The organism is Terasakiella brassicae (assembly GCF_014641495.1).
Lineage (GTDB): Bacteria > Pseudomonadota > Alphaproteobacteria > Rhodospirillales > Terasakiellaceae > Terasakiella > Terasakiella brassicae.
In genome coordinates, this window is sequence record NZ_BMHV01000007.1 from 92,697 (window position 1) to 113,940 (window position 21,244).

The 21,244-nt window shown below is 48.2% G+C and carries 21 protein-coding genes; 8 read left to right on the forward strand and 13 right to left on the reverse strand.

Translation table 11 applies throughout. From position 1 onward, the window contains the following. Nucleotides 1-4: 4 nt before the first annotated feature. A complete protein-coding gene (locus IEW74_RS06430; RefSeq protein WP_188662919.1) occupies nt 5-877 on the reverse strand; it encodes a LysR family transcriptional regulator in 873 nt (290 codons plus the stop codon). A gap of 95 nt (nt 878-972) precedes the next feature. On the opposite strand from IEW74_RS06430, the gene IEW74_RS06435 reads away from it, so the two are divergent. Next, nucleotides 973-1,560, forward strand: a complete 588-nt coding sequence (locus tag IEW74_RS06435; protein WP_188662921.1) for a LysE family translocator — start codon at nt 973-975, stop codon at nt 1,558-1,560. Between the two features lie 111 nt (nt 1,561-1,671). Continuing rightward, on the forward strand, nt 1,672-2,622 hold the full coding sequence (locus IEW74_RS06440) for a hypothetical protein (protein WP_188662923.1): 951 nt from the start codon (nt 1,672-1,674) through the stop codon (nt 2,620-2,622). Here IEW74_RS06440 and IEW74_RS06445 read toward each other — a convergent pair. The 5 genes from IEW74_RS06445 to fabI form a co-directional block, all read right to left on the reverse strand. Continuing rightward, the gene (locus tag IEW74_RS06445; protein ID WP_188662925.1) at nt 2,619-3,557 is read right to left on the reverse strand and encodes a nucleoside recognition domain-containing protein; all 939 of its coding nucleotides are present in this window, start codon (nt 3,555-3,557) and stop codon (nt 2,619-2,621) included. The two genes, IEW74_RS06440 and IEW74_RS06445, sit on opposite strands and share 4 nt — an antisense overlap. Before the next feature lie 260 nt (nt 3,558-3,817). Then, entirely contained in the window at nt 3,818-4,390 is a 573-nt protein-coding gene (locus IEW74_RS06450) for a peroxidase-related enzyme (RefSeq protein WP_188662927.1), read from the reverse strand. 191 nt (nt 4,391-4,581) lie between these two features. Beyond that, nucleotides 4,582-5,703 carry an NnrS family protein gene (locus tag IEW74_RS06455; protein ID WP_188662930.1) on the reverse strand — a complete coding sequence of 374 codons (1,122 nt, stop codon included), beginning with the start codon at nt 5,701-5,703 and terminating at the stop codon, nt 4,582-4,584. A 5-nt stretch (nt 5,704-5,708) separates the two neighbouring features. Next, nucleotides 5,709-6,782: a chorismate synthase gene (aroC, locus tag IEW74_RS06460; protein WP_188662937.1), complete on the reverse strand. Its 1,074-nt coding sequence runs from the start codon at nt 6,780-6,782 to the stop codon at nt 5,709-5,711. 20 nt (nt 6,783-6,802) lie between these two features. Continuing rightward, nucleotides 6,803-7,612, reverse strand: a complete 810-nt coding sequence (gene fabI / locus IEW74_RS06465) for an enoyl-ACP reductase FabI (protein WP_188662939.1) — start codon at nt 7,610-7,612, stop codon at nt 6,803-6,805. A 168-nt stretch (nt 7,613-7,780) separates the two neighbouring features. Between fabI and IEW74_RS06470 the strand changes: the two genes are divergently transcribed. Both IEW74_RS06470 and IEW74_RS06475 read left to right on the forward strand, forming a co-directional pair. After that, nucleotides 7,781-8,998 (forward strand): YihY family inner membrane protein, encoded by a 1,218-nt coding sequence (locus IEW74_RS06470; RefSeq protein ID WP_188662941.1) that lies wholly within the window; start codon nt 7,781-7,783, stop codon nt 8,996-8,998. Between the two features lie 87 nt (nt 8,999-9,085). Then, nucleotides 9,086-10,036: an ABC transporter substrate-binding protein gene (locus tag IEW74_RS06475; RefSeq protein ID WP_188662943.1), complete on the forward strand. Its 951-nt coding sequence runs from the start codon at nt 9,086-9,088 to the stop codon at nt 10,034-10,036. A gap of 7 nt (nt 10,037-10,043) precedes the next feature. Here the strand turns inward: IEW74_RS06475 and IEW74_RS06480 are convergent, their stop codons facing one another. The 4 genes from IEW74_RS06480 to IEW74_RS06495 all read right to left on the reverse strand — a co-directional run bounded on the left by IEW74_RS06480 (nt 10,044) and on the right by IEW74_RS06495 (nt 12,890). Then, on the reverse strand, nt 10,044-10,490 hold the full coding sequence (locus IEW74_RS06480; protein WP_188662944.1) for a YaiI/YqxD family protein: 447 nt from the start codon (nt 10,488-10,490) through the stop codon (nt 10,044-10,046). Then, on the reverse strand, nt 10,490-11,308 hold the full coding sequence (locus IEW74_RS06485; protein WP_188662946.1) for a PDZ domain-containing protein: 819 nt from the start codon (nt 11,306-11,308) through the stop codon (nt 10,490-10,492). The genes IEW74_RS06480 and IEW74_RS06485 overlap by 1 nt, the downstream gene beginning before the upstream one ends. Nucleotides 11,309-11,380: 72 nt before the next feature. After that, nucleotides 11,381-12,346, reverse strand: coding sequence for a DnaJ C-terminal domain-containing protein (locus IEW74_RS06490; RefSeq protein WP_188662948.1), 966 nt, complete (start codon nt 12,344-12,346; stop codon nt 11,381-11,383). 61 nt (nt 12,347-12,407) lie between these two features. After that, entirely contained in the window at nt 12,408-12,890 is a 483-nt protein-coding gene (locus IEW74_RS06495; RefSeq protein WP_229734254.1) for an RT0821/Lpp0805 family surface protein, read from the reverse strand. Between the two features lie 98 nt (nt 12,891-12,988). Here IEW74_RS06495 and pdxH point away from each other — a divergent pair, with 98 nt between their 5' ends. Further along, nucleotides 12,989-13,573, forward strand: a complete 585-nt coding sequence (gene pdxH / locus IEW74_RS06500; RefSeq protein ID WP_188662950.1) for a pyridoxamine 5'-phosphate oxidase — start codon at nt 12,989-12,991, stop codon at nt 13,571-13,573. Nucleotides 13,574-13,599: 26 nt separating this feature from the next. Next, nucleotides 13,600-14,514, forward strand: coding sequence for a cation diffusion facilitator family transporter (locus IEW74_RS06505; protein WP_229734255.1), 915 nt, complete (start codon nt 13,600-13,602; stop codon nt 14,512-14,514). Nucleotides 14,515-14,525: 11 nt separating this feature from the next. On the opposite strand, the gene IEW74_RS06510 is transcribed toward IEW74_RS06505, so the two are convergent. Together IEW74_RS06510 and IEW74_RS06515 are read right to left on the reverse strand one after the other, a co-directional pair. Continuing rightward, complete coding sequence (locus tag IEW74_RS06510) at nt 14,526-14,729, reverse strand: YgaP family membrane protein (protein ID WP_188662952.1); 204 nt, start codon at nt 14,727-14,729, stop codon at nt 14,526-14,528. Next, the gene (locus IEW74_RS06515; protein WP_373283787.1) at nt 14,719-15,063 is read right to left on the reverse strand and encodes an ArsR/SmtB family transcription factor; all 345 of its coding nucleotides are present in this window, start codon (nt 15,061-15,063) and stop codon (nt 14,719-14,721) included. The genes IEW74_RS06510 and IEW74_RS06515 overlap by 11 nt, the downstream gene beginning before the upstream one ends. Before the next feature lie 44 nt (nt 15,064-15,107). Here IEW74_RS06515 and IEW74_RS06520 point away from each other — a divergent pair, with 44 nt between their 5' ends. Continuing rightward, nucleotides 15,108-16,073, forward strand: a complete 966-nt coding sequence (locus IEW74_RS06520) for an efflux RND transporter periplasmic adaptor subunit (protein ID WP_188662954.1) — start codon at nt 15,108-15,110, stop codon at nt 16,071-16,073. Further along, nucleotides 16,070-19,264 carry an efflux RND transporter permease subunit gene (locus IEW74_RS06525; protein ID WP_188662956.1) on the forward strand — a complete coding sequence of 1,065 codons (3,195 nt, stop codon included), beginning with the start codon at nt 16,070-16,072 and terminating at the stop codon, nt 19,262-19,264. Before IEW74_RS06520 ends, IEW74_RS06525 begins: the two co-directional genes overlap by 4 nt. On the opposite strand, the gene IEW74_RS06530 is transcribed toward IEW74_RS06525, so the two are convergent. Beyond that, on the reverse strand, nt 19,261-21,114 hold the full coding sequence (locus tag IEW74_RS06530; protein ID WP_188662958.1) for a putative bifunctional diguanylate cyclase/phosphodiesterase: 1,854 nt from the start codon (nt 21,112-21,114) through the stop codon (nt 19,261-19,263). The genes IEW74_RS06525 and IEW74_RS06530 overlap by 4 nt on opposite strands. Nucleotides 21,115-21,244 lie beyond the last annotated feature (130 nt).

The following is a 21,244-nucleotide window of genomic DNA, read 5'->3' on the forward strand; positions in this document are numbered from 1 at the left end:
CATCTTAAGCGGTCAATATATCCAGCATAAGACTGGTCAGACGGCGACGCAGCCCATTTTGCGGCCAGACGACATAGACCGGCATTGATGAAACACCCCAGTCCGGCAAAACTTCAATTAAATCCCCGTTCTTGAGGGCATGATCCAGTAAATCGACAGGCGGTGTTGAGAGGCCAAGTCCATGACAGGTGAGTTCATACATCGCTTGTACATTATCAACTTCGATTTGCGACTGTGAATAAACTTTATGGGCGGTCCCATCGGGGGCAATCAACTGCCGGTAAGGGGGCATCATTTTCATTTTGATCCAGTCCCAGTTTGATAGATCATCGGCATGGGCGGGCGTGGGGTGTCTGTGGTAATAGGTTTTACTGCAAACCAGTTTCCGTTCGATCTGTCCGATTTTGCGTGATTTTAAGGTGCTATCGTCCATTTTCCCAACGCGTAAGGCCAGGTCAAGGCCGTGTTCGATCAAATCGACGCGTTCATCTGTGAACCGGATATCCAGTGTGACCTGTGGGTAAATACTACAAAAATGTGCAATACGTTTCATGCTCGGGTTTTGGATTAATCCTGCGGGCATCGTTAAAACCAAATGCCCGGATGGGATTTCTGAACCATCACTTAAATGGTTCAAAGCATGATGGGCGGCTTCCACCATGATTTGTGCTTGGTCAAAAACGTTATGGCCTTCTTTGGTCAGGGACAGCTTACGGGTTGTCCGATAGAGAAGGGGAACACCGTGACGGCGTTCAAGATCACTGATTTGATGGCTGACAACGGATGGCGAGAGATGAAAATGACGGGCGCATTCACGAAAGGATCCGAGTTCAACCGTTTTGACAAACAGGGCCAAGGCGCGAAGGTTATCAATCATTATATCATTTTCCAGAACAGTATAATTTTATAATTCTGTATAATAATATATTTATGGTGTGATTACATTCCTTTCAACAGAGAAAGGAGATTTTCATGACGCTTTTTTTGGCGATGGCCAGTTTTGCAATGGTGCTTTCCATATCACCGGGGCCTGTCAATATGGTGACGCTGGTGTCTGGGGTAAATAATGGTGTCATTCGGACGTTACCGTTCGTTACGGGCGCGTGCGTAGGGTTTACGGCATTGCTTTATATCACGGGGGTGGGGGTCGGGGCTCTATTGCAAAACTATCCGTACGTCATGGATGTTCTGCATTTTGGGGGAACGGCCTTTATTTTTTATATTGGCGTACGCATCGCTTTGGCCAAAGGAATTCTGGAAAAATCGCAAGCAAGGTTGCCAAAATTCCACGAAGGTTTTTTGCTGCAATGGTTAAACCCAAAGGCGTGGATTGCGTGCTTGTCCGGTGTCGGGGCTTTTGCAAGTGGTGAAAATGAAGCGAATTTAATGATTTTTTGTGTCCTCTATTTTCTTATATGCAGCGTTGGTGTGGGATTTTGGGCCGTGTTGGGGGCCGGGGCACAACATTTTCTGGATGATGCAAAGCGATTGCAAATTTTCAATCGCACGATGGGGGTGATTCTATGCGGGGTTGCGGCCTATTTGTTTTTTGACATGTAAACTCATGCGCTCAAATCGTTTTGAGGTGTTCTATTTTGATCAGGGGTGGGCTTTGTAGTAGAATAACTGTTGGTGAGAGAATTCATCAAATACTCCAGAAAGGAGAAAATCATGAATACGGTAGCGACAAATGCGCTCTCTGCATGGGCAGGGAATGCGCGCACGAAAGATCATCTTTCAAATAAGGGGGATGATAATTTTGCTACGACCCTTGCTTCAATTTCCAGTCATATCTCCAAGCGTCAGTTCGAAAAAGCATCGAACCTGATAGCCCGTCTTGATGAAGATGATGCAATCGTAAAAAAATTAAAGCAGGCATTGGAAGATGCCAAGCTGGCGCAAAAGCTTGAAGAACAACGTCGTAGTGAAAGTGAAGCCCTGAAGAAAGTGCGTACGGCTGTTGAAAATGCCCGCGAAGCCGAAAAAGAGCGTGCGCGCCAGAAAATCGAACAAATCAAGCAAGAAATTGCCATGTTGATGATGATGGCACGTATCAACCCCAAAGCGGTTGCCCGGCGTCTTGCCCAGTTATCAAAGGAACTGGCGGCTGCTGTTAAAGCCTATGGCAGTGCGAGTACGCCGAGTTCTACATCGACTGGAATGGGAGGTGGATCGATGGTGTCATCGACTGGGGATACTTCTGATGGGCAGACACAAGCTGTCTCAACGGGGGGCACGGTAACGGTATCTGGCGCCAACTCTGTTCCGACATCATCACAGGGCGAGGAAGGTAAAAACAATCCTTCACAAGATAGTGCGCAGGGACAAACAGAAGAGAAAGAAAAACAGAAAGCCGAGTTGATGGGGATCACCCAAAAACAGGCCGAACAGTTATCCCGCACGCAGGAAGATCGCGATTTTATGAATGAAGTTCGAAAAGTTAAAGGCCAATTAAAGGCGTTGATTGAACTGGTGAAACGGCAGTTGGAACTGGAAGAAAAGGGCAAGGACAACGATGATGTCAAGTCTGCCGAAAAGTCATTACGTGATGTCGATACGGAATTATCAAATATACAAAGTGATGTGTTAACGGTTCAACTTTCCGTCAATCTTTCCGTTTAAAAAAGAAAACCGTGAATGAGACTGCGCAATATAATGGCGATTGCGGCGCCGAACAAAGCGGGCTTTAAAACCTCGGCAACCCGTTGACCGGCAGAAATGAGAACGGCAATCCCGGCGACATCGTAGGGGTGAATGAGAAAGCCTGCCAATCGGTTGAATTCCGGGATGGTGACTTGGCCTTGATCCAAAAAGTCTTTCATAACCCCCATCATTGCGGTTCCGCCCGCGATATATTTACTGATGGTTGCCATGATGACGCTGCCGGGCAAGTTGAGAGTATTGAGCAGCGGGGTAAGTGCCTCTTCGAGAAAGGTCATCACACCGGCTTCGCGCATGATGGATACAAAGACGAGGGCAAGGACCAGCATCGGGATGGCACCAACGGTGATTTTTAAAGCTTCGCCACCGGCCTTGTTAATGACATCAAGGACCCCTTTTGGGCCATCGGCATCTTTATGTTTGACGATCATGGGGTTGTCATCGTCACGGTCTGGTAAATTTCGCGCAAATACGTGATAGGTCAGGGCGGCACCGATTAGACCGCATAGGGCAGAAACACCCATCGTGATTGGTGCATTCAGGCCAAGGGCCGCCATTGGAAAGACCACATTGGCCTGTGCCATTCCCAATACCATAGCCAGTGTTGCCGCGATATGTCGGCGTGGTGAACCACCCTTATCCATCATGGCGAGGGTGGCCATAGGGGCGGCAAAACTGACGAACAGAACCTGTATCATGGCAAAGACGCCAAGGCCGGGCAACCCAAAGGGGCGTAATATGGGGGCGACAACAGCGACGAGACGGTCCAGCAGACCTTTGGCTTCCAACAGACGCATTAGGCTGAGCATAACGATCATAACAGGGAGCAACACAAAAAGCGCGAGTTCGACACCAGCGCGCCCTGCATGAAGAATGATGGAAGCAAATTCGCTCATAGTAATATAGCCCTTATTGGTCAGGGCTTCTATGTATCAGAAAATGGAAAAAAGAAAAACCGTCCCGGGCGTGGGGGTAGGAACAGGGGGGGGAAGTCGCCCGGGACGGTAGGAAACGTGGCTGTCTCAATCATCATTCTTAATGAAATCAGATATCATCAACTTAGTGAGGTCATTATTAATCCGACTCTCCTACTCTGTCAATATAAATTGTAATAATTATAAATTACGATCCTGTGGCAGAAGATAGTCGAGCGTAGTTAACGTGACTGGCCATGGTATTCAGGATTGGGGATCATATCTAAACCGTGTGCCATCCTATTGGTATAATTGAAAAATGCGGTAACATCCGTAATGTCGCAAATGGCATCGTCCCCCCATCCGGCTTGTTTGAGAGCCTCTCGGTCCTCATCACAAATATCATGGGGAGTATCCGTTAATTTCCATGCATAGTCGAGCATTGTACGCTGTTTTTTATCCAGCTTTGCGATTCTATAATTCATCACCAGCATTTCCCCCAGTTGTGGGTCACCTGAAAGCTCACGCACGGCTTGACCGTGGGCGACGAGGCAATAATAACAACGATTGCAACTGGACACGACAACGGCAATCATCTCGCGTTCCAATTTGGTTAAAACAGAATCGCCCAGCATTAATTGATTGTAGAATTTACTAAAGGTGCGAAATTTATCAGAATTAAACGTAAAGGCCCGTAAGACGTTTGGTACCATTCCCAACTTTTCTTCACATTTTGCAAAATATGCCTGAATGTCGTCATCCAGTTTGGTTTGATCGGGTAGGGCAACTTTGACGATATGATCGGGTTGCGGCATGTTTTCCTCCTGTTGTTTATGTTCGGTTTACATATTGTTTGTTATATGAACAAATTGTTATCATATTTGTCAGACAAAAGAAAACAAAAAAATATGCCTCGTACAATCACCGATACCGGGTGTGAAATGACATAGAATGTAATGGGATTGGGGATTTGCGTTGTGGCTCTCTGTTATCGCAAAGGTATTTATCAACGGTTACTTATAGAGAATTGCCGTATGATCCAGATAAAGAATAAAGTGAACCCGATGCTATAGGACGCGGCAGAGATAATGCCCCAAGGGGAGATATCAACAATCTCCATCAGCAATCGACTAACTACGGAAAAACTTAGGAACGCAAGCATCCATAGCAAGGCGGGTGGAATGTGAATTTTTATGCGCAGACGTTGTTGGGTGGTTCGGCACATGATGGTCAGGGTCAGGGTGCCGAGGGCGGCAATCGTGATTGTGTGGATGCCAAGGATGGCATAGGGAGCCCCCAGAATATGCCCCATTGTGCGCAAGACAATTCCAATCAACAACCATGCAAATCCGATATGAAGCCAAAGACATTGTGGATTACGGTGAAGACGTAAGACCTGCCAGTGGTAAAGACGCATGATGAGGCAAAAACTTAAAGCAAGCCCACCCGCGACAGAAAGAAAATTCAGGCCGCTTAAGTCGCCGATGACAAGGGCGAGGAGAGCAAAAAAACCCTTTTCTTCCCAATAGGATTGCGCGCCGGGTTTTAAATGATCATCAAAGGCTTGCATCGCCCCATTGGTGACGGCGGTGACCACACGACCACCCATCATATAAACCATCGCACAAATCAGATTGAGCCCGAAGATCAGACCGCGTTCTTCGCCTAAGTCCCAGATGCCCATTTGCCCGAGTTGGAAAAGAGTTTCACCGATGGTGAAGGCGGTTAAAATGGGGGCAAAGGCCAGGTTGCGCCAGCTTTTTGCATTTTTGAATAAGGGTACAGCGGCGAGAATGGCAAGTAAAACCGGGAAAGAAATATACAGAATTGCTGCAAACCAAGCGGGGAAGTCTGGAAAAAATAAAGCGATCCGCCCCGCCATCCAAAGGACGGTTAATAAAATCAGATTGATCTTTTTGACACCGTTAAGCAAAAATCCGGTCATAACGGCAAGCGCAAAACCGAAAATCATCTCATGGGCGTGATCCTGTGCACTTAGGCTCAAGTCCACAAGCCCCAGATAACTGAGGATCCAGAGGGGAATGGAAAGCGCAGCGTGGAGTGCCGCCAACGGGTAAAACAGGCGATAGGCCTGACGCGTTTTTTGAAAAAGGCTCGCCCCAGCCAAAAGCCTTAACCCTGCTGGGCGCGGTGCAACATCATATGGTCGGCAAGAACGCAGGCCATCATGGCTTCGGCCACAGGCACACCGCGAATACCGACGCAAGGATCATGGCGCCCTTTGGTGATCAGGTTACATTCGTTACCGTGAATATCGATGGTTTTGCGTTCCACCAGAATGGAGCTGGTGGGTTTAATCGCGACACGCACGACAATGTCCTGTCCGCTGGAAATACCGCCCAAGATTCCACCAGCATGGTTGGACAGAAAGACGGGTTTGCCATCTTCCCCCATGCGGATTTCATCGGCATTTTCTACACCATTCAGGCTCGCGGCATCAAAACCGTCACCAATTTCGACACCTTTGACCGCATTGATTGACATCATGGCCTTGGCAAGATCGGCATCCAGTTTGTCATAAACCGGTTGTCCCCACCCAACGGGAACACCCTTGGCGACGATTTCAAGAACCGCCCCGATGGAAGAACCATCCTTGCGGATACCATCCAGATAGCTTTCCCAATCTTTTGCCATAACCGGGTCAGGGCAGAAGAAGGGGTTGTTGTCAATTTCTGCCCAGTCAAAGCGGCTGCGATCAATTTTATGGGGGCCGATTTGAACGAGATAGCCTTTAATATCAATCGCGTTGCCTAAGACTTTGCGTGCTATCGCACCCGCTGCAACCCGCATGGCGGTTTCGCGTGCGCTGGATCGTCCACCACCACGGTAATCGCGGATACCGTATTTTTCCCAATAGGTATAATCGGCGTGACCGGGACGAAATTTATCTTTAATCTCGCCGTAATCTTTGGATCGTTGATCCGTATTGATGATTTCCAGACCAATGGATGTTCCGGTTGTTTTACCTTCAAACACACCGGAGAGGATACGAACCTCGTCCGGTTCTTTGCGTTGTGTGGTAAAACGGCTGGTACCGGGTTTACGTTTTTCCAACCAGACTTGAATGTCTTCTTCGCACAATTCAATTTGCGAGGGCACACCATCGACAATACAGCCGATGGCGGGACCGTGGCTTTCGCCAAAGGTGGTGAAGCTGAAAACGTGACCGAAACGGTTACCGGACATTTATTTGGCCTTTTGATCGTTTAAGAAGTCGCAATATCGGGGGCATCCACTGCCTTCATCCCGACGATGTGATACCCGCAATCAACGTGATGGGTTTCCCCTGTGACACCGGAAGACAGGTTGGACAGCAGGTAGAGGCCTGCACCGCCAACGTCTTCCAAGGTGACGTTGCGACGAAGCGGGGAGTTTAATTCGTTCCATTTCAGGATATAGCGGAAATCACCGATCCCGCTGGCCGCCAGTGTTTTCATCGGACCGGCAGACAGGGCATTGACACGGATTTTATCTTTACCAAGGTCTTCTGCCAGATAGCGAACGGATGCTTCCAGCGCGGCCTTGGCAACGCCCATGACGTTGTAATGCGGGGTAACGCGTTCCGATCCATAATAGGTCAGGGTCACAAGCGCACCGCCTTCGTTCATCATGGCTGCCGCACGCTTGGCAACGGCTGTGAAGGAGAAGCACGAGATATCCATGGTTTGCAGGAAGTTGTCGCGGCTTGTGTCCACGTAACGGCCTTTAAGTTCCGATTTATCTGAATAGGCGATCCCGTGGAGGACAAAGTCCAGTTTGCCCCATTTTTCTTCAAGCACATCAAAGACGGCATCAATACTGTCTTGATCGGTGACGTCACACGGCAGCATAATGTTGGAACCAACAGACTCGGCCAAGGGCGCAACGCGTTTGAGCAACGCATCGCCTTGATAGGTGAAAGCCAGTTCAGCACCTTGTTCTCTCAGTGCTTTTGTAATGCCCCAAGCGATTGAACGCTCGTTGGCGACTCCCATAATCAGGCCTTTTTTACCAGCCATAAGCGCAGGCACAGTCATGACATCCTCACTTCAAACTTCTGTAACTATGATAATTGAAGCTCTTTTTGCCTTTTTTCAAAGAAAGCTTCAATAATTCTTTGAACTTTGTATAGGATATTATCAGCAAAGGGGAAAGAATTCTCTCGTCACAATTTTAAAGTTTTTAGTAACAGTCGGTAACAAACAATGGACGCCTCTCAAAAAACATCGTTCGATATGACAAATCTCGCACAAATCTGGTCGTTAATCCTGCGTCGTTTCGGGGAAGACCAGTGTCTGCGTATTGCAGCGTCTCTCAGTTATACCTCTTTGTTATCACTGGTGCCGTTGATGGCGATCAGTTTTGCAATTTTTGCGGCCTTTCCCGCCTTTGACGGGGTGCAACATCAATTGCAGGCGTATGTGTTTGAAAACTTTGTCCCCGCAGCAGGCGATGCGGTTGCGAAATATCTGCAAACTTTTACTGAAAAAACCGGCGGTATGACAACGCTCGGGATTGTTGGTTTGGGGGTGACGGCAATTATGTTGCTGTCCACAATCGAAGATGCCATGAACCGAATTTTCAGGGTCCGCGAAAAACGCCCCTTTGTCTCGCGTTTGCTGGTGTTTTGGGCTTTGATGACATTGGGACCGCTGTTAATGGGCGCAAGTTTGTCGTTATCGACTTACTTCTATGCCTTGACCAACTGGGTGGATGTCAGCGGTGTCGGTGGGATCAACGTATCGTCGTTTGCCAGTGTCATCCTGCCCAACTTAATGATGATGGCGGCGTTAACGTTTTTCTATGTCTTTGTGCCCAATCGGACGATTTCTTTTAAAAATGGCATTATTGGTGGCGTGACGGCAGGTTTCTTTTTTGCAGTTTTGAAGAAATTATTCGGGCTTTACGTTTCTCATTTTCCATCCTATCAGGCGATTTATGGTGTCTTGGCAACGATCCCCATTTTTCTCATCTGGATGTATCTCACATGGGCGGTGGTGCTCATTGGGGCGTTATTAACGGCGACATTGGAGGACTGGGGAAGAAATGCCTTTCGTAATGGAAAGATCATTTCGCCGTCTGATAAAATGGCCGCCGCGTTGCATGCCTTGCGTTTGTTAAAGGAACAGCACGTCAAAGGCGGCGCATTATCGGATAAAACATTAAACCGGGAATTAGGGACGCATGTGGCCTCTGTTGTGATGAAAGCTCTTGAAAAAGCAGGTTTTGTTGTCTTAAGCCAAGATGACAAATGGGTGCTGGCCCGTGATTTACACAATGCGCCCTTTAGTGAACTGTATTCCATATTGGGGCTGGATATTAAAAGCCCGTCTATCGGGACACGGGCATCTCAAGTCCTTGAAGAAGCGGAAGCTGCCCGTATGCAGGCAATGCAAAAGGGGCTATACGATATTTTAGATTGATTTTATCTGTTAGGTATATTGCTTTTAGGTTGGGTATCGTGCATGTTAAGGAAATTAAAAAATTAACAGGACGTTGAAGAACATTAAATGCATTTAAAACGGGCCGTGGTGCTGCTGTTTATCTTTGTTTTGCAAAGCGCAACAGTACATGCATATGAAAAAGTCAGCTTGAAACTTCAGTGGTTGGATCAATTCCAGTTTGCCGGATATTATATGGCGAAGGAAAAAGGATTTTATCGTGATCGTGGTCTTGATGTTGCCATACAGCCCTTTACCTTTGAAAACGACGATGTTGTCGCACAGGTTTTAACGGGAAAAGCCACTTATGGAACCGGGCGCTCGTCGCTCTTGGCGACACGCGTCCAAGGCAAGCCCGTTGTCGTGTTGGCGGCGATCTTTCAGGATACGCCTTCTATCCTTTTAACAAGAAAAGATACAGGCATTGAAAATATATCCGATTTGATCGGACGAAAGATTATGATTACCCCGGATGAATTGGGGGCAGCGGCCACAATGGGCATGTTGCAGCAAGAAGGGGTGCGTGCTTTTGATATAATCCGGCAAAAGCATAGCTACAATCTGGATGATTTAATCACTGGTAAAACGGATGCTATGGCATCCTATATTTCAAATGAGCCCTTTATTCTGAAAGAAAAGGGCATTGCCTTTAACAGTTTTGCCCCGAAAGATTATGGGCAGGCCTATTATGGGGATTTGCTGTTTACGTCTGAGCGCGAAATTCGCGAAAATCCTAAACGGGTAAAGGCTTTTCGCGAGGCTTCATTGATGGGCTGGGCTTATGCGTTTAATCATATTGAGGAAACGGTTCAGGTCATAAAAGAAAGTTATAATGGGCAGAAAAAATCGGTTGAAAGCTTACTCTTTGAAGGCCACGAATTGCGCAAGCTGGCATATCAAAACGGGGTTGAACTGGGTAATGTGACAGCGGATAAATTTCATCAAATTGCAGAGCTTTATTATGAAATCGGTATTTTCCCCGAAGTCTATACATTCGACGGATTTATCTGGCAGGAATAATGGCGGATTAAAGCCGTTTTTGAACCAACGTGTCCAGTGTGCTGGAAAAACGCGAGCGGTCGTTCTTTGAAAAGGGGCGATTGCCGCCCCCGTCAATTTCACCGATGTCGCGCAGATGGGTCATTAAATCCCGTGTCGCAAGTGCCATCCCGATACTGTCCGGCGTAAAGGTTTTGCCGTTATGTCCAAGGACATCGGCCCCTTTTTTAATGCAGCGATCAGCCAGCGGAATATCCCCTGTGATGCAGATATCGTTTTTTTGGATATGTTCTGCGATCCAGTTGTCGGCTTCATCGGGGCCTTGTGGGGCGACCACGATGTTGATCAGTGTGCTTTGTGGCAACCGAAGCCATTGGTTGGAGACGAAATGCACTTTGACATTTCGCCTTGCAACCACTTTAAGAACCTCATCCTTTACCGGACAGGCATCTGCATCGACATAAATTTCAACCATCAGGATTGAGGTTTTAAATCAGAAAAGTCGTAGTCGTCAATATCGACGTAAAGTGTGTAGATTTCCCCATCTCGCCAAAATGTAATCGGAACTTTCTTTTGCCCGATTTCCTTTCGGGCAAGTTCGACATAATGTTGGGCATCTTTAATGGGAACGTCACGAATACCCAGCAGGATATCGTCCTGCATGATATTGGCGCGAAAGGCAGAAGAATCTTTAACAACAACCGTTACAAAAGCGCCCATATTGCTGTTGACCTGTTTGCGTTGTTCTTTAGTCAGGTCGCGGACATATAACCCAAGGCCGCCGGGGCGTTTCTTGGCAAAAAACATGGCCTCTTGATCATAGTTGGTAACAGTATAGGGGATGTAGGTTGTTTTGGATGAATATGTTGTACTGGTCCCGGAATAATATGTCGGAGAATAGCCGCTTGAATAATCGTTAAAGCTGCCGGAATGATAGGTTGTTTGTGTATCCGGTGTTGATAATGCGAAGGTTTTGGATTCTTTATCCGTCATGGCTGTTGCATAAACGACCAGTTCGGCCCCGACTTTCTTTGCCACTGCTTTTAATTGGGAATCGTCGCCGAGTTCACCATTAAAACTGGAGTTTCCAATATAGCTGTATCCATTTTCCAGCATTTTATAGAGTGTCTCTTTCCCTTTTTTTTGAGAGACGGAAATAATCTTGATCTCACCGGAGGGCGGGAGAGTGTTATACGGTGTTGGGGTTGTGCCGTTTGCAGAATAATATTTGTCAAAATTATTGACGCAAGCGGACAAAGCCAAAAGCAAAAACATTGAAAGAAGTGCGCGCATCAAACCGATCCATAGCTTTATTATTTAACTTTTGGAAGCATACAGAATGGGACCTGAAACCTAAAGGAAAAATCAGGACTTTTTTGCACGCACACTGTATGGTTTGCGTTCTGACCAGCTTTTGACGAATTCAATGAATTCCTTGTCGGATTTTTCCGGCAGCATGACACGCAATTTGACATATTGATCGCCGCGTGTGCCATCCTTTGCTTTGATGCCTTTGCCACGCAGGCGCAGGGTTGTACCGGAATTGGCGTGTTCCGGGACTTTTACATGCACAGGACCATCAATGGTCGGTGCTTCGATTTTTGCGCCCATGACCGCTTCGGGGACGGTAATGGGCAAATCAAGGTGAATATCGTTGCCTTTGCGCGAAAACATCGGGTCCGGCTTGATATGGATTTCGACCATCGCATCACCGCTGGGCGCACCGTTTAAGCCCGGCATGCCTTGACCTTTCAGTCGCAAGGATTGACCGTCTTCAAAACCGGCAGGGACATTGACACTCAGTTCTTTGCCAGTGGGCAAGCGAACTGTTTTTTTACAGCCGCGTGCGGCTTCTGCAAAATCCAGTTCCAGCCAGCAGTTGACCGTTGCGCCTTTTCTTTGGGGGTGGGTTTCATCACCGAAGCTGCCACTAAAATCAAATCCGCCGCCAAATCCACGTCCTAAATCAGCGAAGGGGTCTTCCTGGGCTTTTTGTCTACGGGCCTGATTGGCAAAATCCTTGAAAATATCGTGGAAACCACCCGCGCCAAACCCACCGGTATTGCCGCCACGGCGTTGACCGCCAAAACCACCGGAACGAAAGGTCGGATTGCCTTCTGCATCGATCTGTCCACGATCATATTGATTGCGTTTATCATCATCGGACAGCAATTGATAGGCCGCCTGAATTTCCTTGAAACGTTCTTCGGCCTTGGTGTCGCCCTGATGCAAATCAGGATGGTTCTGGCGTGCGAGTTTACGATAGGCTGCTTTGATATCTATTTTTGTTGAATCTTTGGGGATACCAAGAACTCTATATGGGTCTTTCATCGTCGGACTCTATCCTGTAATGTCGCTTATTTTTCGCGCATAGATAATCTGCTCTGCGACTTTAGTCAACGGTTCGCCATGTTCCGTCCGGTCGTCGGCAAGCCGTTCCGGTAATGGTTTCAAGCTGACCATCAATGGTGACGGTGTTGCTGTATTCACGACACGGTTCTTTTGCACCCGGTTCATAATAGGTTTTAGTCGGGGTGATGCGACCTGAATTACCACTGTCGGGGTTGGACCATGTTGATGTCTGCCCAACGGATTTGTGTTCCAGTGCATCCTGTGTGGCATTTGCCATTTTCATGCGGTCCAGCTCGTCCATAGATTGCCCAATGGAACTGCCGAGCCACGCACCCGCCAATGTGCCCAGTGCGACACCGACAAGACTGCCTTTTCCCTTACCAAGGTTGGATCCGATCACGGCACCGCCGACCGCACCAATGATGGTGCCGACGGTTTGTTTGGGATTGTCTTCCATTGTTGTTTGACAGGCACCAAGCATGGAAACGGCGGCAATTGCACAAGCAAATTTGGAAACAGACATGATCTTTAACCTTTCATGCGGGTTGACAAACGCCTATCTAAGACGTTCATTAAGGGCGAACCCTTCAATCGTTTCTTATAATTTAGGACAGTAAAGCCGTGACGCAAAGCCCTAATCCCATTTCTTTGTTCCATGAATGGCTGGCCGAGGCCGAAAAAACCGAAGTTAATGATCCGACTGCGATGTCTTTGGCAACGGCAACCAAGGATGCCATTCCTTCTGTGCGCATGGTTTTGTTAAAAGGCGCCGATGAAAAAGGGTTTGTCTTTTATACCAACCTTGGCAGCCGTAAAGCGGGGGAATTACATGAAAATCCGAATGCAGCCCTGTGTTTGCACTGGAAATCCTTGCGCAAACAGGTACGTGTCGAAGGCAGTATTGAGCCAGTAAGTGCAGAAGAGGCGGATGCTTATTTTCAAAGCCGCGCACGTGTCAGCCGGATCGGGGCGTGGGCGTCCAAACAATCACAAGAAATGGAAGGGCGCTGGGAACTGGAAAAACGCATTGCGGAATATACAGCAAAATTCGGTATCGGTGAAATTCCGCGCCCGGATTTCTGGTCCGGTTTCCGACTGAAACCCCGTCAAATCGAATTTTGGGCGGATCAAAAATTTCGACTCCATGACCGCATTGTTTATAAAATGACGGATGACGGCTGGGATGTCGTGCGGTTGTTCCCTTAATTAAAATCAGATAAGGTCATTGAGTTGTGAATATCAGCCTTGAAGAACTGAATAAACCGCACTTAATGCGTCTGGCGACCTATGCGTCCGTTGCTGTGGCCTCAATCCTGATCGGGGTGAAGCTCTATGCATGGCTGGCAACAGATTCGGTTAGTCTGTTATCAACCTTGATTGATTCTGTGCTGGATGTCGGGGCCTCGCTGGTGAACCTGATTGCCGTTCATTATGCCTTGCAACCCGCTGACCGTGAACATCGGTTTGGTCATGGCAAGGCAGAACCTTTGGCCGGGTTGATGCAGTCGGGTTTTATTTTTGCCTCTGCTTTGTTTTTGACTGTAGAAACCGGACGCAGATTTATCCAGCCGCGCGCCATTGAAAACAGTGATATGGGCATTATGGTCATGGTGCTGTCGATCATATTGACGATCGGGCTGGTCAGTTTCCAGCGTTACGTGGTGCGTAAAACCCGTTCTGTGGCGGTTTCTGCGGACTCTTTACACTATATGACCGATATTCTGGTGAATGCGGGTGTTATTCTGGCATTGCTTGTTTCCGCCTATACCGGGTGGTTGTGGTTTGATCCCCTGATTGCCGGGGTGATTGCCGCTTACATTCTGTGGAGTGTACGCGAAATTGCAATGGATGCTTTTGATCTGTTGATGGACCGGGAATTTCCCGATGAAGAACGCAAGGAAATTGCAAAATGCGTTCGTGCCCATGCCAGAGTCAGCGGCATGCATGATTTAAGAACGCGCTCCAGCGGTCCGCAACAGTTTATTCAACTGCACCTGGAACTGGATGGGGACATGGCCTTGCGTGATTGCCATGAAATTGCCGATGAAGTGGCGGCGTCTTTACGGATATTGTACCCGGACGCGGAAATCCTGATCCATCAGGACCCCCACGATATCGAAGAAGATACGCCTAATTTTGCTCCGTAAGTGTCGACTGATTAGTTGAAAGCCGCACCGGGTTGTGCGCCGATCTTTTTCAGCATTTTTGCCAAGGGACAAAAACCTGTAAAGGCGGCTTGAAACATATTGGCCCCGACGAAGGCCGTCAGCCACCAGAAATTGGGATGGACAAAGAAAGTCAAAGCAAGCGACAGCAGAATAACGCCGCCGGCAAAGGCCATTACAAGGCGATCAATCGTCATTGGATATATCCTCGTTTTGATCCGTTGGGCAATAAAGCCCGTACAAGGTCAAGATAATCTGTTCGACTTCTTGAGAAGCCAGCGAATAGAAAATGGTCTGAGACACCCGTCTGGTTTTCACCAGTTTCTGTGCTCTGAGTTTTGCAAGATGTTGTGATAGGGCCGATTGCTTCAACCCAATCAGGCTTTCTAATTCCCCGACCGATTTTTCCCCTCTGCCCAATTGGCACAGGATCATCAAACGTCGTTCACTGCCCATCATTTTGAGCAGATCGGCTGCGGCAATCGCTTTATCTTTAAAAACATCAATATTCATAGTTGCTAATTTAGCCATGTGTGATACATTTGTCAATACGATTTGTATCAAGGAGTTTTTCGATGAAATGGTTTGGCGCTATCGGTTTGGTTGTTGTGGTCTCTCTGCGCATTTCTTCCGTTTTTGCACAAGAAAGCTATACGGTTGCGCGTGAAGAAATTGCCGATAGGAAAGCCGTGTTGGCAACGGTGCAAACGGTTGATATGACACCGGCCCGTGCACGTCTCGGCGGAACCATTGTGGATCTGCTGGTTGATGAAGGTAGTACGGTCCGTGCCGGTCAAGTCATTGCCCGCGTGGTCGATGAAAAAATCAATCTTGAAAAACAGGCGTTGGAAGCGCGCAGGGCATCCTTGCAGGCGGAACGTAAACTGGCGGAAATTGCGCTGGATCGTGCTCAAAGATTGCGCAAAACCGGGGCCGGTTCGCAAGCCAAACTGGATGAAGCGCGCACCAACCTGGATGTGGTGGTGAAAAACCTGAAAGCGATGGAAAGTGATCGGGAATTGATCTTGCAGCGTGAACGCGAAGGATCCGTCTTGTCGCCGTCCAATGGACGGGTTATTCGCGTCAATGTGACAACGGGTGTGGTTGTTATGCCGGGCGAAGCGATTGCCAATATCGCCGATGAAACATATATTTTACGCATCGAAGTCCCGGAACGCCATGCCCGCTTTATCCGCAAAGGCGATCTGGTTTCCATAACGCAGGCCGCTGTAGAGGAAAACCAAGGGGTTGTACGTCAAGTCTACCCGGAAATGCGCAATGGGCGTGTGGTCGCTGATGTGGAAGTCGCCGGACTGAAGGATTATTTCATCGGGGAACGCATCCGTGTTTATGTCTCGACAGGGAAACGCGCAACATATTTGATCCCGCAACGGTTTATCTTTACCCGATATGGTTTGCACTTTGTCGTGTTGGAAGGTAATCGCGAAATTGTTGTACAACCGGGCCGTCACATCGGGGATAAAATCGAGATTTTATCTGGTGTGCAAGATGGTGATATGTTGATCGGGGGGGCGTTATGAAGCTCGGACTTTCCGGTTATATCACCAAGGTATTCATTACATCGCCCTTGACCCCGTTGTTATTACTCGCCTCGTTGGTTGTCGGTATGGTGGCTTTGGTCATGTTACCGCGTGAAGAGGAACCGCAAATCTCTGTCCCTATGGTGGATATTTTGGTGTCCGCAAACGGATTGAAGGCGACCGATGCGGTCGAACTGGTTAGCGAGCCGCTGGAAGATATTATCAAAGGGATTGATGCTGTTGAACATGTCTATTCCCAAACGCAAGATGATCAGGTTGTTGTCACCGCCCGTTTTTTAGTCGGCACCAGCGAAGATGACGCCATTTTGCGTGTTCACGAAAATATTCGGGCCAATCTGGATCGCTTGCCCTTGGGGATACCGGAACCTTTGATTGTTGGGCGTGGTATTAATGATGTGGCGATTGTCACCCTGACCCTTTCCCCGAAAGATGCAGTTGCAGAGCGTTGGACCGATAATGGTTTGCATGCCTTGGCGGATGAGTTGCAGCATGAACTGGTCAAGGTTGATAATGTGGGGCTTAGCTATATCGTCGGGGGACGTGCGGATCAGATCAGGGTGGAACCGGACCCGGAAAAACTGGCGCTTTATGGTATTTCACTGAACCAGTTGATCGAAAAAATTCAACATGCCAACCGTTCTTTTATGATTGGTCGCCTGCGCGAAGCCAATCAGTCTGTGCCTGTCGTTGCCGGACAAACCTTGCAAGGGATGCCGGATGTCGGTTTGTTGCTGCTGACCAGTCACGATGGTCGCCCGGTCTATGTGAAAGATGTGGCCTCAGTTGTTATTGGGGCACGTGAAGAAGAAAAACGTGTCTGGCAGATGGAAAAACGCGAAGATGGCACACTGGTACGTAAACCGGCGGTCACGCTGGCACTGGCAAAACGTCAAGGGGCCAATGCGGTCTTTGTGGCAGAAGATATTCTAAAGCGTCTTGAAACTGTGCAGGGAAAACTTGTTCCCGCAGATATCAATGTGGATGTCACCCGAAATTATGGTGAGACGGCAACGGAAAAAGCCGATGAATTGCTGTTCCATTTGGGATTGGCAACCGTTTCTATTGTGATCCTGATCTTCTTTACGGTCGGCTGGCGTGAGGCGGTCGTGGTTGCGGTTGTCATTCCGACAACGATTTTGTTGACGTTATTTGCCTCTTACCTGATGGGCTATACGATTAACCGGGTCAGCTTGTTTGCCCTGATCTTTTCTATCGGGATTTTGGTTGATGATGCCATTGTCGTGGTGGAAAACATCGTGCGCCACTGGAATATGAATGACGGGCGCCCCCCGTTACAAGCCGCGATTGAAGGGGTGGCAGAAGTCGGCAACCCGACGATTATCGCAACCTTGACCATTGTTGCCGCCTTGTTGCCGATGATGTTTGTTTCCGGTCTGATGGGGCCGTATATGAGCCCGATCCCCGCCAATGCTTCAGCCGCGATGCTGTTTTCTTTCTTTGTCGCTGTGATCATAACACCGTGGTTGTTGATGTTATTGCGTGGTCGTATGCTGGAAGAAGGCAGTCACGCTCATGATCTGGATGGTGGCAAGATGGGGCGTTTTTACGAACGTTTTGCCCGTCCTATCATTCAGGATCGCAGCAAATCGAAAAAGCTGCTGACGATTGTCGGTGTGGCAACGATTGCGGCGTGCGGGTTGTTTTATACCAAAAGCGTGACGGTTAAACTGTTGCCGTTCGATAATAAATCCGAAATTCAGGTGGTGATTGACCTGCCCGAAGGGTCCAGTCTGGAAATGACCGACCGGGTCGCACAGGATGTTGCAGACCAGTTAAAAGATATCCCGGAACTGTTGAATATGCAGGCTTATGTCGGGACGTCCATGCCTTTTAACTTCAATGGGTTGGTGCGTCATTATTATCTGCGCGATAAACCCGAACTGGGTGATGTTCAGCTTAATTTACAGCCCAAACATGATCGTGATCGTGAAAGCCACGAAATTGCATTGGAAGTCCGTGAACGTTTGAAAAATGTGAACACACCGGATGGTACATCGTTGAAAGTGGTCGAAGTTCCACCGGGACCGCCCGTCATGGCGACTTTACTGACCGAAGTTTACGGACCGGACGCGCATACTCGACGCGAGGCCGCAAACAAGCTGAAAGCGTTGTTTAAAGAAATTGACTTTATCGTGGATGTGGATGATAGCTTCGGAGTGCCCAGTGACCGCCTACGTCTGGAAATCGATCAACAACGCCTCGAATATCACGGGGTTGAACAAGAAGCCGTTTATGACACTCTCGCCGCGTTGTTAGGTGGCGTGCGTGTGGGATATTCCCATCGTGGGGAAGGCACCGATCCGATGGAAATCATGGTGCGGCTGCCCAAAGAAGACCTTCATATGTCGCAACGTTTGTTATCAACGCCGATCCCGTCGGCGTCCGGCAATGTAGAACTGGGTGAAGTTGTACAGGTTGTGTGGGAAAAAGCATCCTATCCCATCTTTCGACGCGATGGCTATGCCTTGGAAATGGTCACAGCCGAACTGGCCGGGCGGTATGAAGCCCCGATTTACGGGATGTTTGCGGTGGAAGAGGCCATTGAACAGGCTGACTGGGGAAAGCTTGGTCCAGTTGCGATTAAATATCATGGGCAACCTGCCAATGAAAATGGCGTGACCTTTTTGTGGGATGGGGAATGGGAAATCACCTATGTGACCTTCCGCGATATGGGCGCGGCCTTTGGGGTGGCTATTCTGGCGATTTATTTGCTGGTTGTTGGTCAGTTTGGCAGTTTCAAGTTACCGTTGGTGATCCTTGTCCCGGTGCCGTTGACCTTGATCGGGATTGTGCTGGGGCATTGGATGTTTTCTGCCCCGTTTACGGCGACATCGATGATCGGTTTTATCGCATTGGCGGGGATTATCGTGCGAAATTCCATCTTGTTGGTTGATTTTATCCGTCATCGCATTAATGATGGTCGCCCTTTGCGCGATATTTTGTTGGAAGCGGGCATGATCCGGTTTAAGCCGATTTTCCTGACGGCCGCTGCGGCCATGATTGGGGCGGCCTTTATTCTGGCAGACCCGATTTTTCAGGGCTTGGCGATATCGCTGGTCTTTGGTCTGTTTTCCTCAACTGCCTTGACGTTACTGGTTATCCCCGCGATTTATGTGGTGTTGCGCGATGATGGACGGGAGATGAGCTAAATTTCATAGAAAAAAGGTGGTGGAGGCAGAGGGGAACAATCAAGATATTGGGTATATTGATTGATCCCCATCGGTTTGGCATAGAGGAATCCTTGGGCGAAGTCGCAATCAAGATCACGTAACACATGGGCTTCGGCAATATCTTCAACACCTTCGGCGACCACTTTGCAGCCCATCGTATGAAAAAGCTTGATCAGCGAGGTGGTGATTTCGCGGTTCTTGGGACACAAATGAATGTTTTGAACGAAACTCCGATCAATTTTGATTGTATCAAACTGTATTTTTTTGAGATAAGACAGGGACGAATATCCTGTTCCAAAATCATCCAATGCCAGTGAAAATCCTTGTTTTTGCAGCCGCTTTAAATTGTTGTGGGTGATGTAATCTTCATCCAGAAACGTGCTTTCGGTAACTTCGATTTCAAACTGTTTTGGGGGGAGACCGCAGGCTTGTGTGCAGTCCAGTAAATGATCAACATAATTCGGGTCGCGCAATTCATGAACGCTGGCGTTAATCGCAAGGACATGGTTGCAGCGATTGAAATTACGGATTAAATTCAGATCGTTGCATATATTGTCGTGAACAAGATGGCCGACTTCGTTGATCATGCCGGTTCGTTCTGCAATGGGGATAAAATCAGAAGGGGGCACAAATTTACCATGCTTGTCGCGCCAACGGATCAGGACCTCACCTGAGGCGATTGCGCGTGTCGCCAGATTGACTTTGGGTTGGTAGTAATTGACGAACGTTTTGTCTTGAATAGCGGTCTTAAGGCGTTTTTTGAGATGAATATGCTGAACGTAGTCATGTCCCAGTTGCGCATTATAAGCGATAAATCCGGCACGCGAGGTTTCTTTTGCTTTGAACAAGGCAATGTCGCATTTGCGGATCAGGCTTTTGATCCGGGTTGCATTGTTTGGGTAAAGTGCTGTCCCGATCGAAGATTCAAGCGTTATATGTTCGTCCCGGATTTGTAAATCGCTGTGGAGTAGTTTGGTCAGTTCGTGATTGGTATGGGCAAGGACTTCAATATCATCAATATGGCGCGCGATAATGAACTCGTTGCTGGCGGTTCGACCGATTAAGGCATCGGGTAAACGACGGGTCAGTTCTATTGCCATTGTCTTCAGGATTTCATCGCCAATATCGTGACCGTGAATGTCGTTGATGTGACGAAACCCGCGAATATCCAATAAGGCGAGCAGAAGGGGTGTTTGCCTCCGTTGTTCAATTTTGCTTTTCAATGTCTGGATGAAATGGGAAGCATTGGCCAATCCGGTCAGGCGATCATTGCATATGGCATCGAACAATTTCATTTCCGCCCGACGCCGGTTGTAATCACTGAGAAAGAGAGAGGCAAAATTGGCGATGGATTCCGTAAAATACATTTCATCAATCGACCATCGGTGCGCGGTATGTTCAAATTCGCAACAGACGATCCCTTTGGTTTGTGCATTAATTTGAATGCCGGCACAGAGTTGTGCGCAAATGGGTCGCTCGAAAAAAGGCAAAGGGGCGAGACTGCGTTTGGGCAGGGTGACGGTATTATCCACGGTATAAATAAATTCCTGATCCAATATATCGATCAGGTCTTGAAGTTCAGCACTTTTAAATGAAGGTTGTGCAGGTTGGTTTGAGGCAAGGCATTGCCAACGGTCTGTTTGTGTGTCGTCTATAGTCCAGATACCGATACGGGCATGGGGAAGGGCCTGCGTCAGGGTTTGAACGATATCTTCCATTGCGTGATATAAATCCCCGCACAAAACGGCGGGGCTGCGCGATAAAGCTCGAAAGGCCTGCATATGATTGAAGAGGGTCGCTTTGTCGCTTTTTTCTGGGTGGCATTGCATGGCATTTCTTCCCCGACCTTACGTCTCTTTAGTTTATATTGTCTTTGGGTTCTTTAACTTCAAGAAAATAAAAAGCCCTTTTGCGAAAGGTTCGCAAAAGGGCTTTTCTATTGAGATCGGTTTGTGAAGC

Excerpts from the sequence above, each read along its gene's own strand:
- IEW74_RS06430 (WP_188662919.1), bottom strand. The coding sequence starts at position 877 with ATGATTGATAACCTTCGCGCCTTGGCCCTGTTTGTCAAAACGGTTGAA.
- IEW74_RS06435 (WP_188662921.1), top strand. The coding sequence starts at position 973 with ATGACGCTTTTTTTGGCGATGGCCAGTTTTGCAATGGTGCTTTCCATA.
- IEW74_RS06440 (WP_188662923.1), top strand. The coding sequence starts at position 1,672 with ATGAATACGGTAGCGACAAATGCGCTCTCTGCATGGGCAGGGAATGCG.
- IEW74_RS06445 (WP_188662925.1), bottom strand. The coding sequence starts at position 3,557 with ATGAGCGAATTTGCTTCCATCATTCTTCATGCAGGGCGCGCTGGTGTC.
- IEW74_RS06450 (WP_188662927.1), bottom strand. The coding sequence starts at position 4,390 with ATGCCGCAACCCGATCATATCGTCAAAGTTGCCCTACCCGATCAAACC.
- aroC (WP_188662937.1), bottom strand. The coding sequence starts at position 6,782 with ATGTCCGGTAACCGTTTCGGTCACGTTTTCAGCTTCACCACCTTTGGC.
- fabI (WP_188662939.1), bottom strand. The coding sequence starts at position 7,612 with ATGACTGTGCCTGCGCTTATGGCTGGTAAAAAAGGCCTGATTATGGGA.
- IEW74_RS06470 (WP_188662941.1), top strand. The coding sequence starts at position 7,781 with ATGGACGCCTCTCAAAAAACATCGTTCGATATGACAAATCTCGCACAA.
- IEW74_RS06475 (WP_188662943.1), top strand. The coding sequence starts at position 9,086 with ATGCATTTAAAACGGGCCGTGGTGCTGCTGTTTATCTTTGTTTTGCAA.
- IEW74_RS06480 (WP_188662944.1), bottom strand. The coding sequence starts at position 10,490 with ATGGTTGAAATTTATGTCGATGCAGATGCCTGTCCGGTAAAGGATGAG.
- IEW74_RS06485 (WP_188662946.1), bottom strand. The coding sequence starts at position 11,308 with ATGCGCGCACTTCTTTCAATGTTTTTGCTTTTGGCTTTGTCCGCTTGC.
- IEW74_RS06490 (WP_188662948.1), bottom strand. The coding sequence starts at position 12,346 with ATGAAAGACCCATATAGAGTTCTTGGTATCCCCAAAGATTCAACAAAA.
- IEW74_RS06495 (WP_229734254.1), bottom strand. The coding sequence starts at position 12,890 with ATGTCTGTTTCCAAATTTGCTTGTGCAATTGCCGCCGTTTCCATGCTT.
- IEW74_RS06510 (WP_188662952.1), bottom strand. The coding sequence starts at position 14,729 with ATGACGATTGATCGCCTTGTAATGGCCTTTGCCGGCGGCGTTATTCTG.
- IEW74_RS06515 (WP_373283787.1), bottom strand. The coding sequence starts at position 15,063 with ATGGCTAAATTAGCAACTATGAATATTGATGTTTTTAAAGATAAAGCG.
- IEW74_RS06520 (WP_188662954.1), top strand. The coding sequence starts at position 15,108 with ATGAAATGGTTTGGCGCTATCGGTTTGGTTGTTGTGGTCTCTCTGCGC.
- IEW74_RS06525 (WP_188662956.1), top strand. The coding sequence starts at position 16,070 with ATGAAGCTCGGACTTTCCGGTTATATCACCAAGGTATTCATTACATCG.
- IEW74_RS06530 (WP_188662958.1), bottom strand. The coding sequence starts at position 21,114 with ATGCAATGCCACCCAGAAAAAAGCGACAAAGCGACCCTCTTCAATCAT.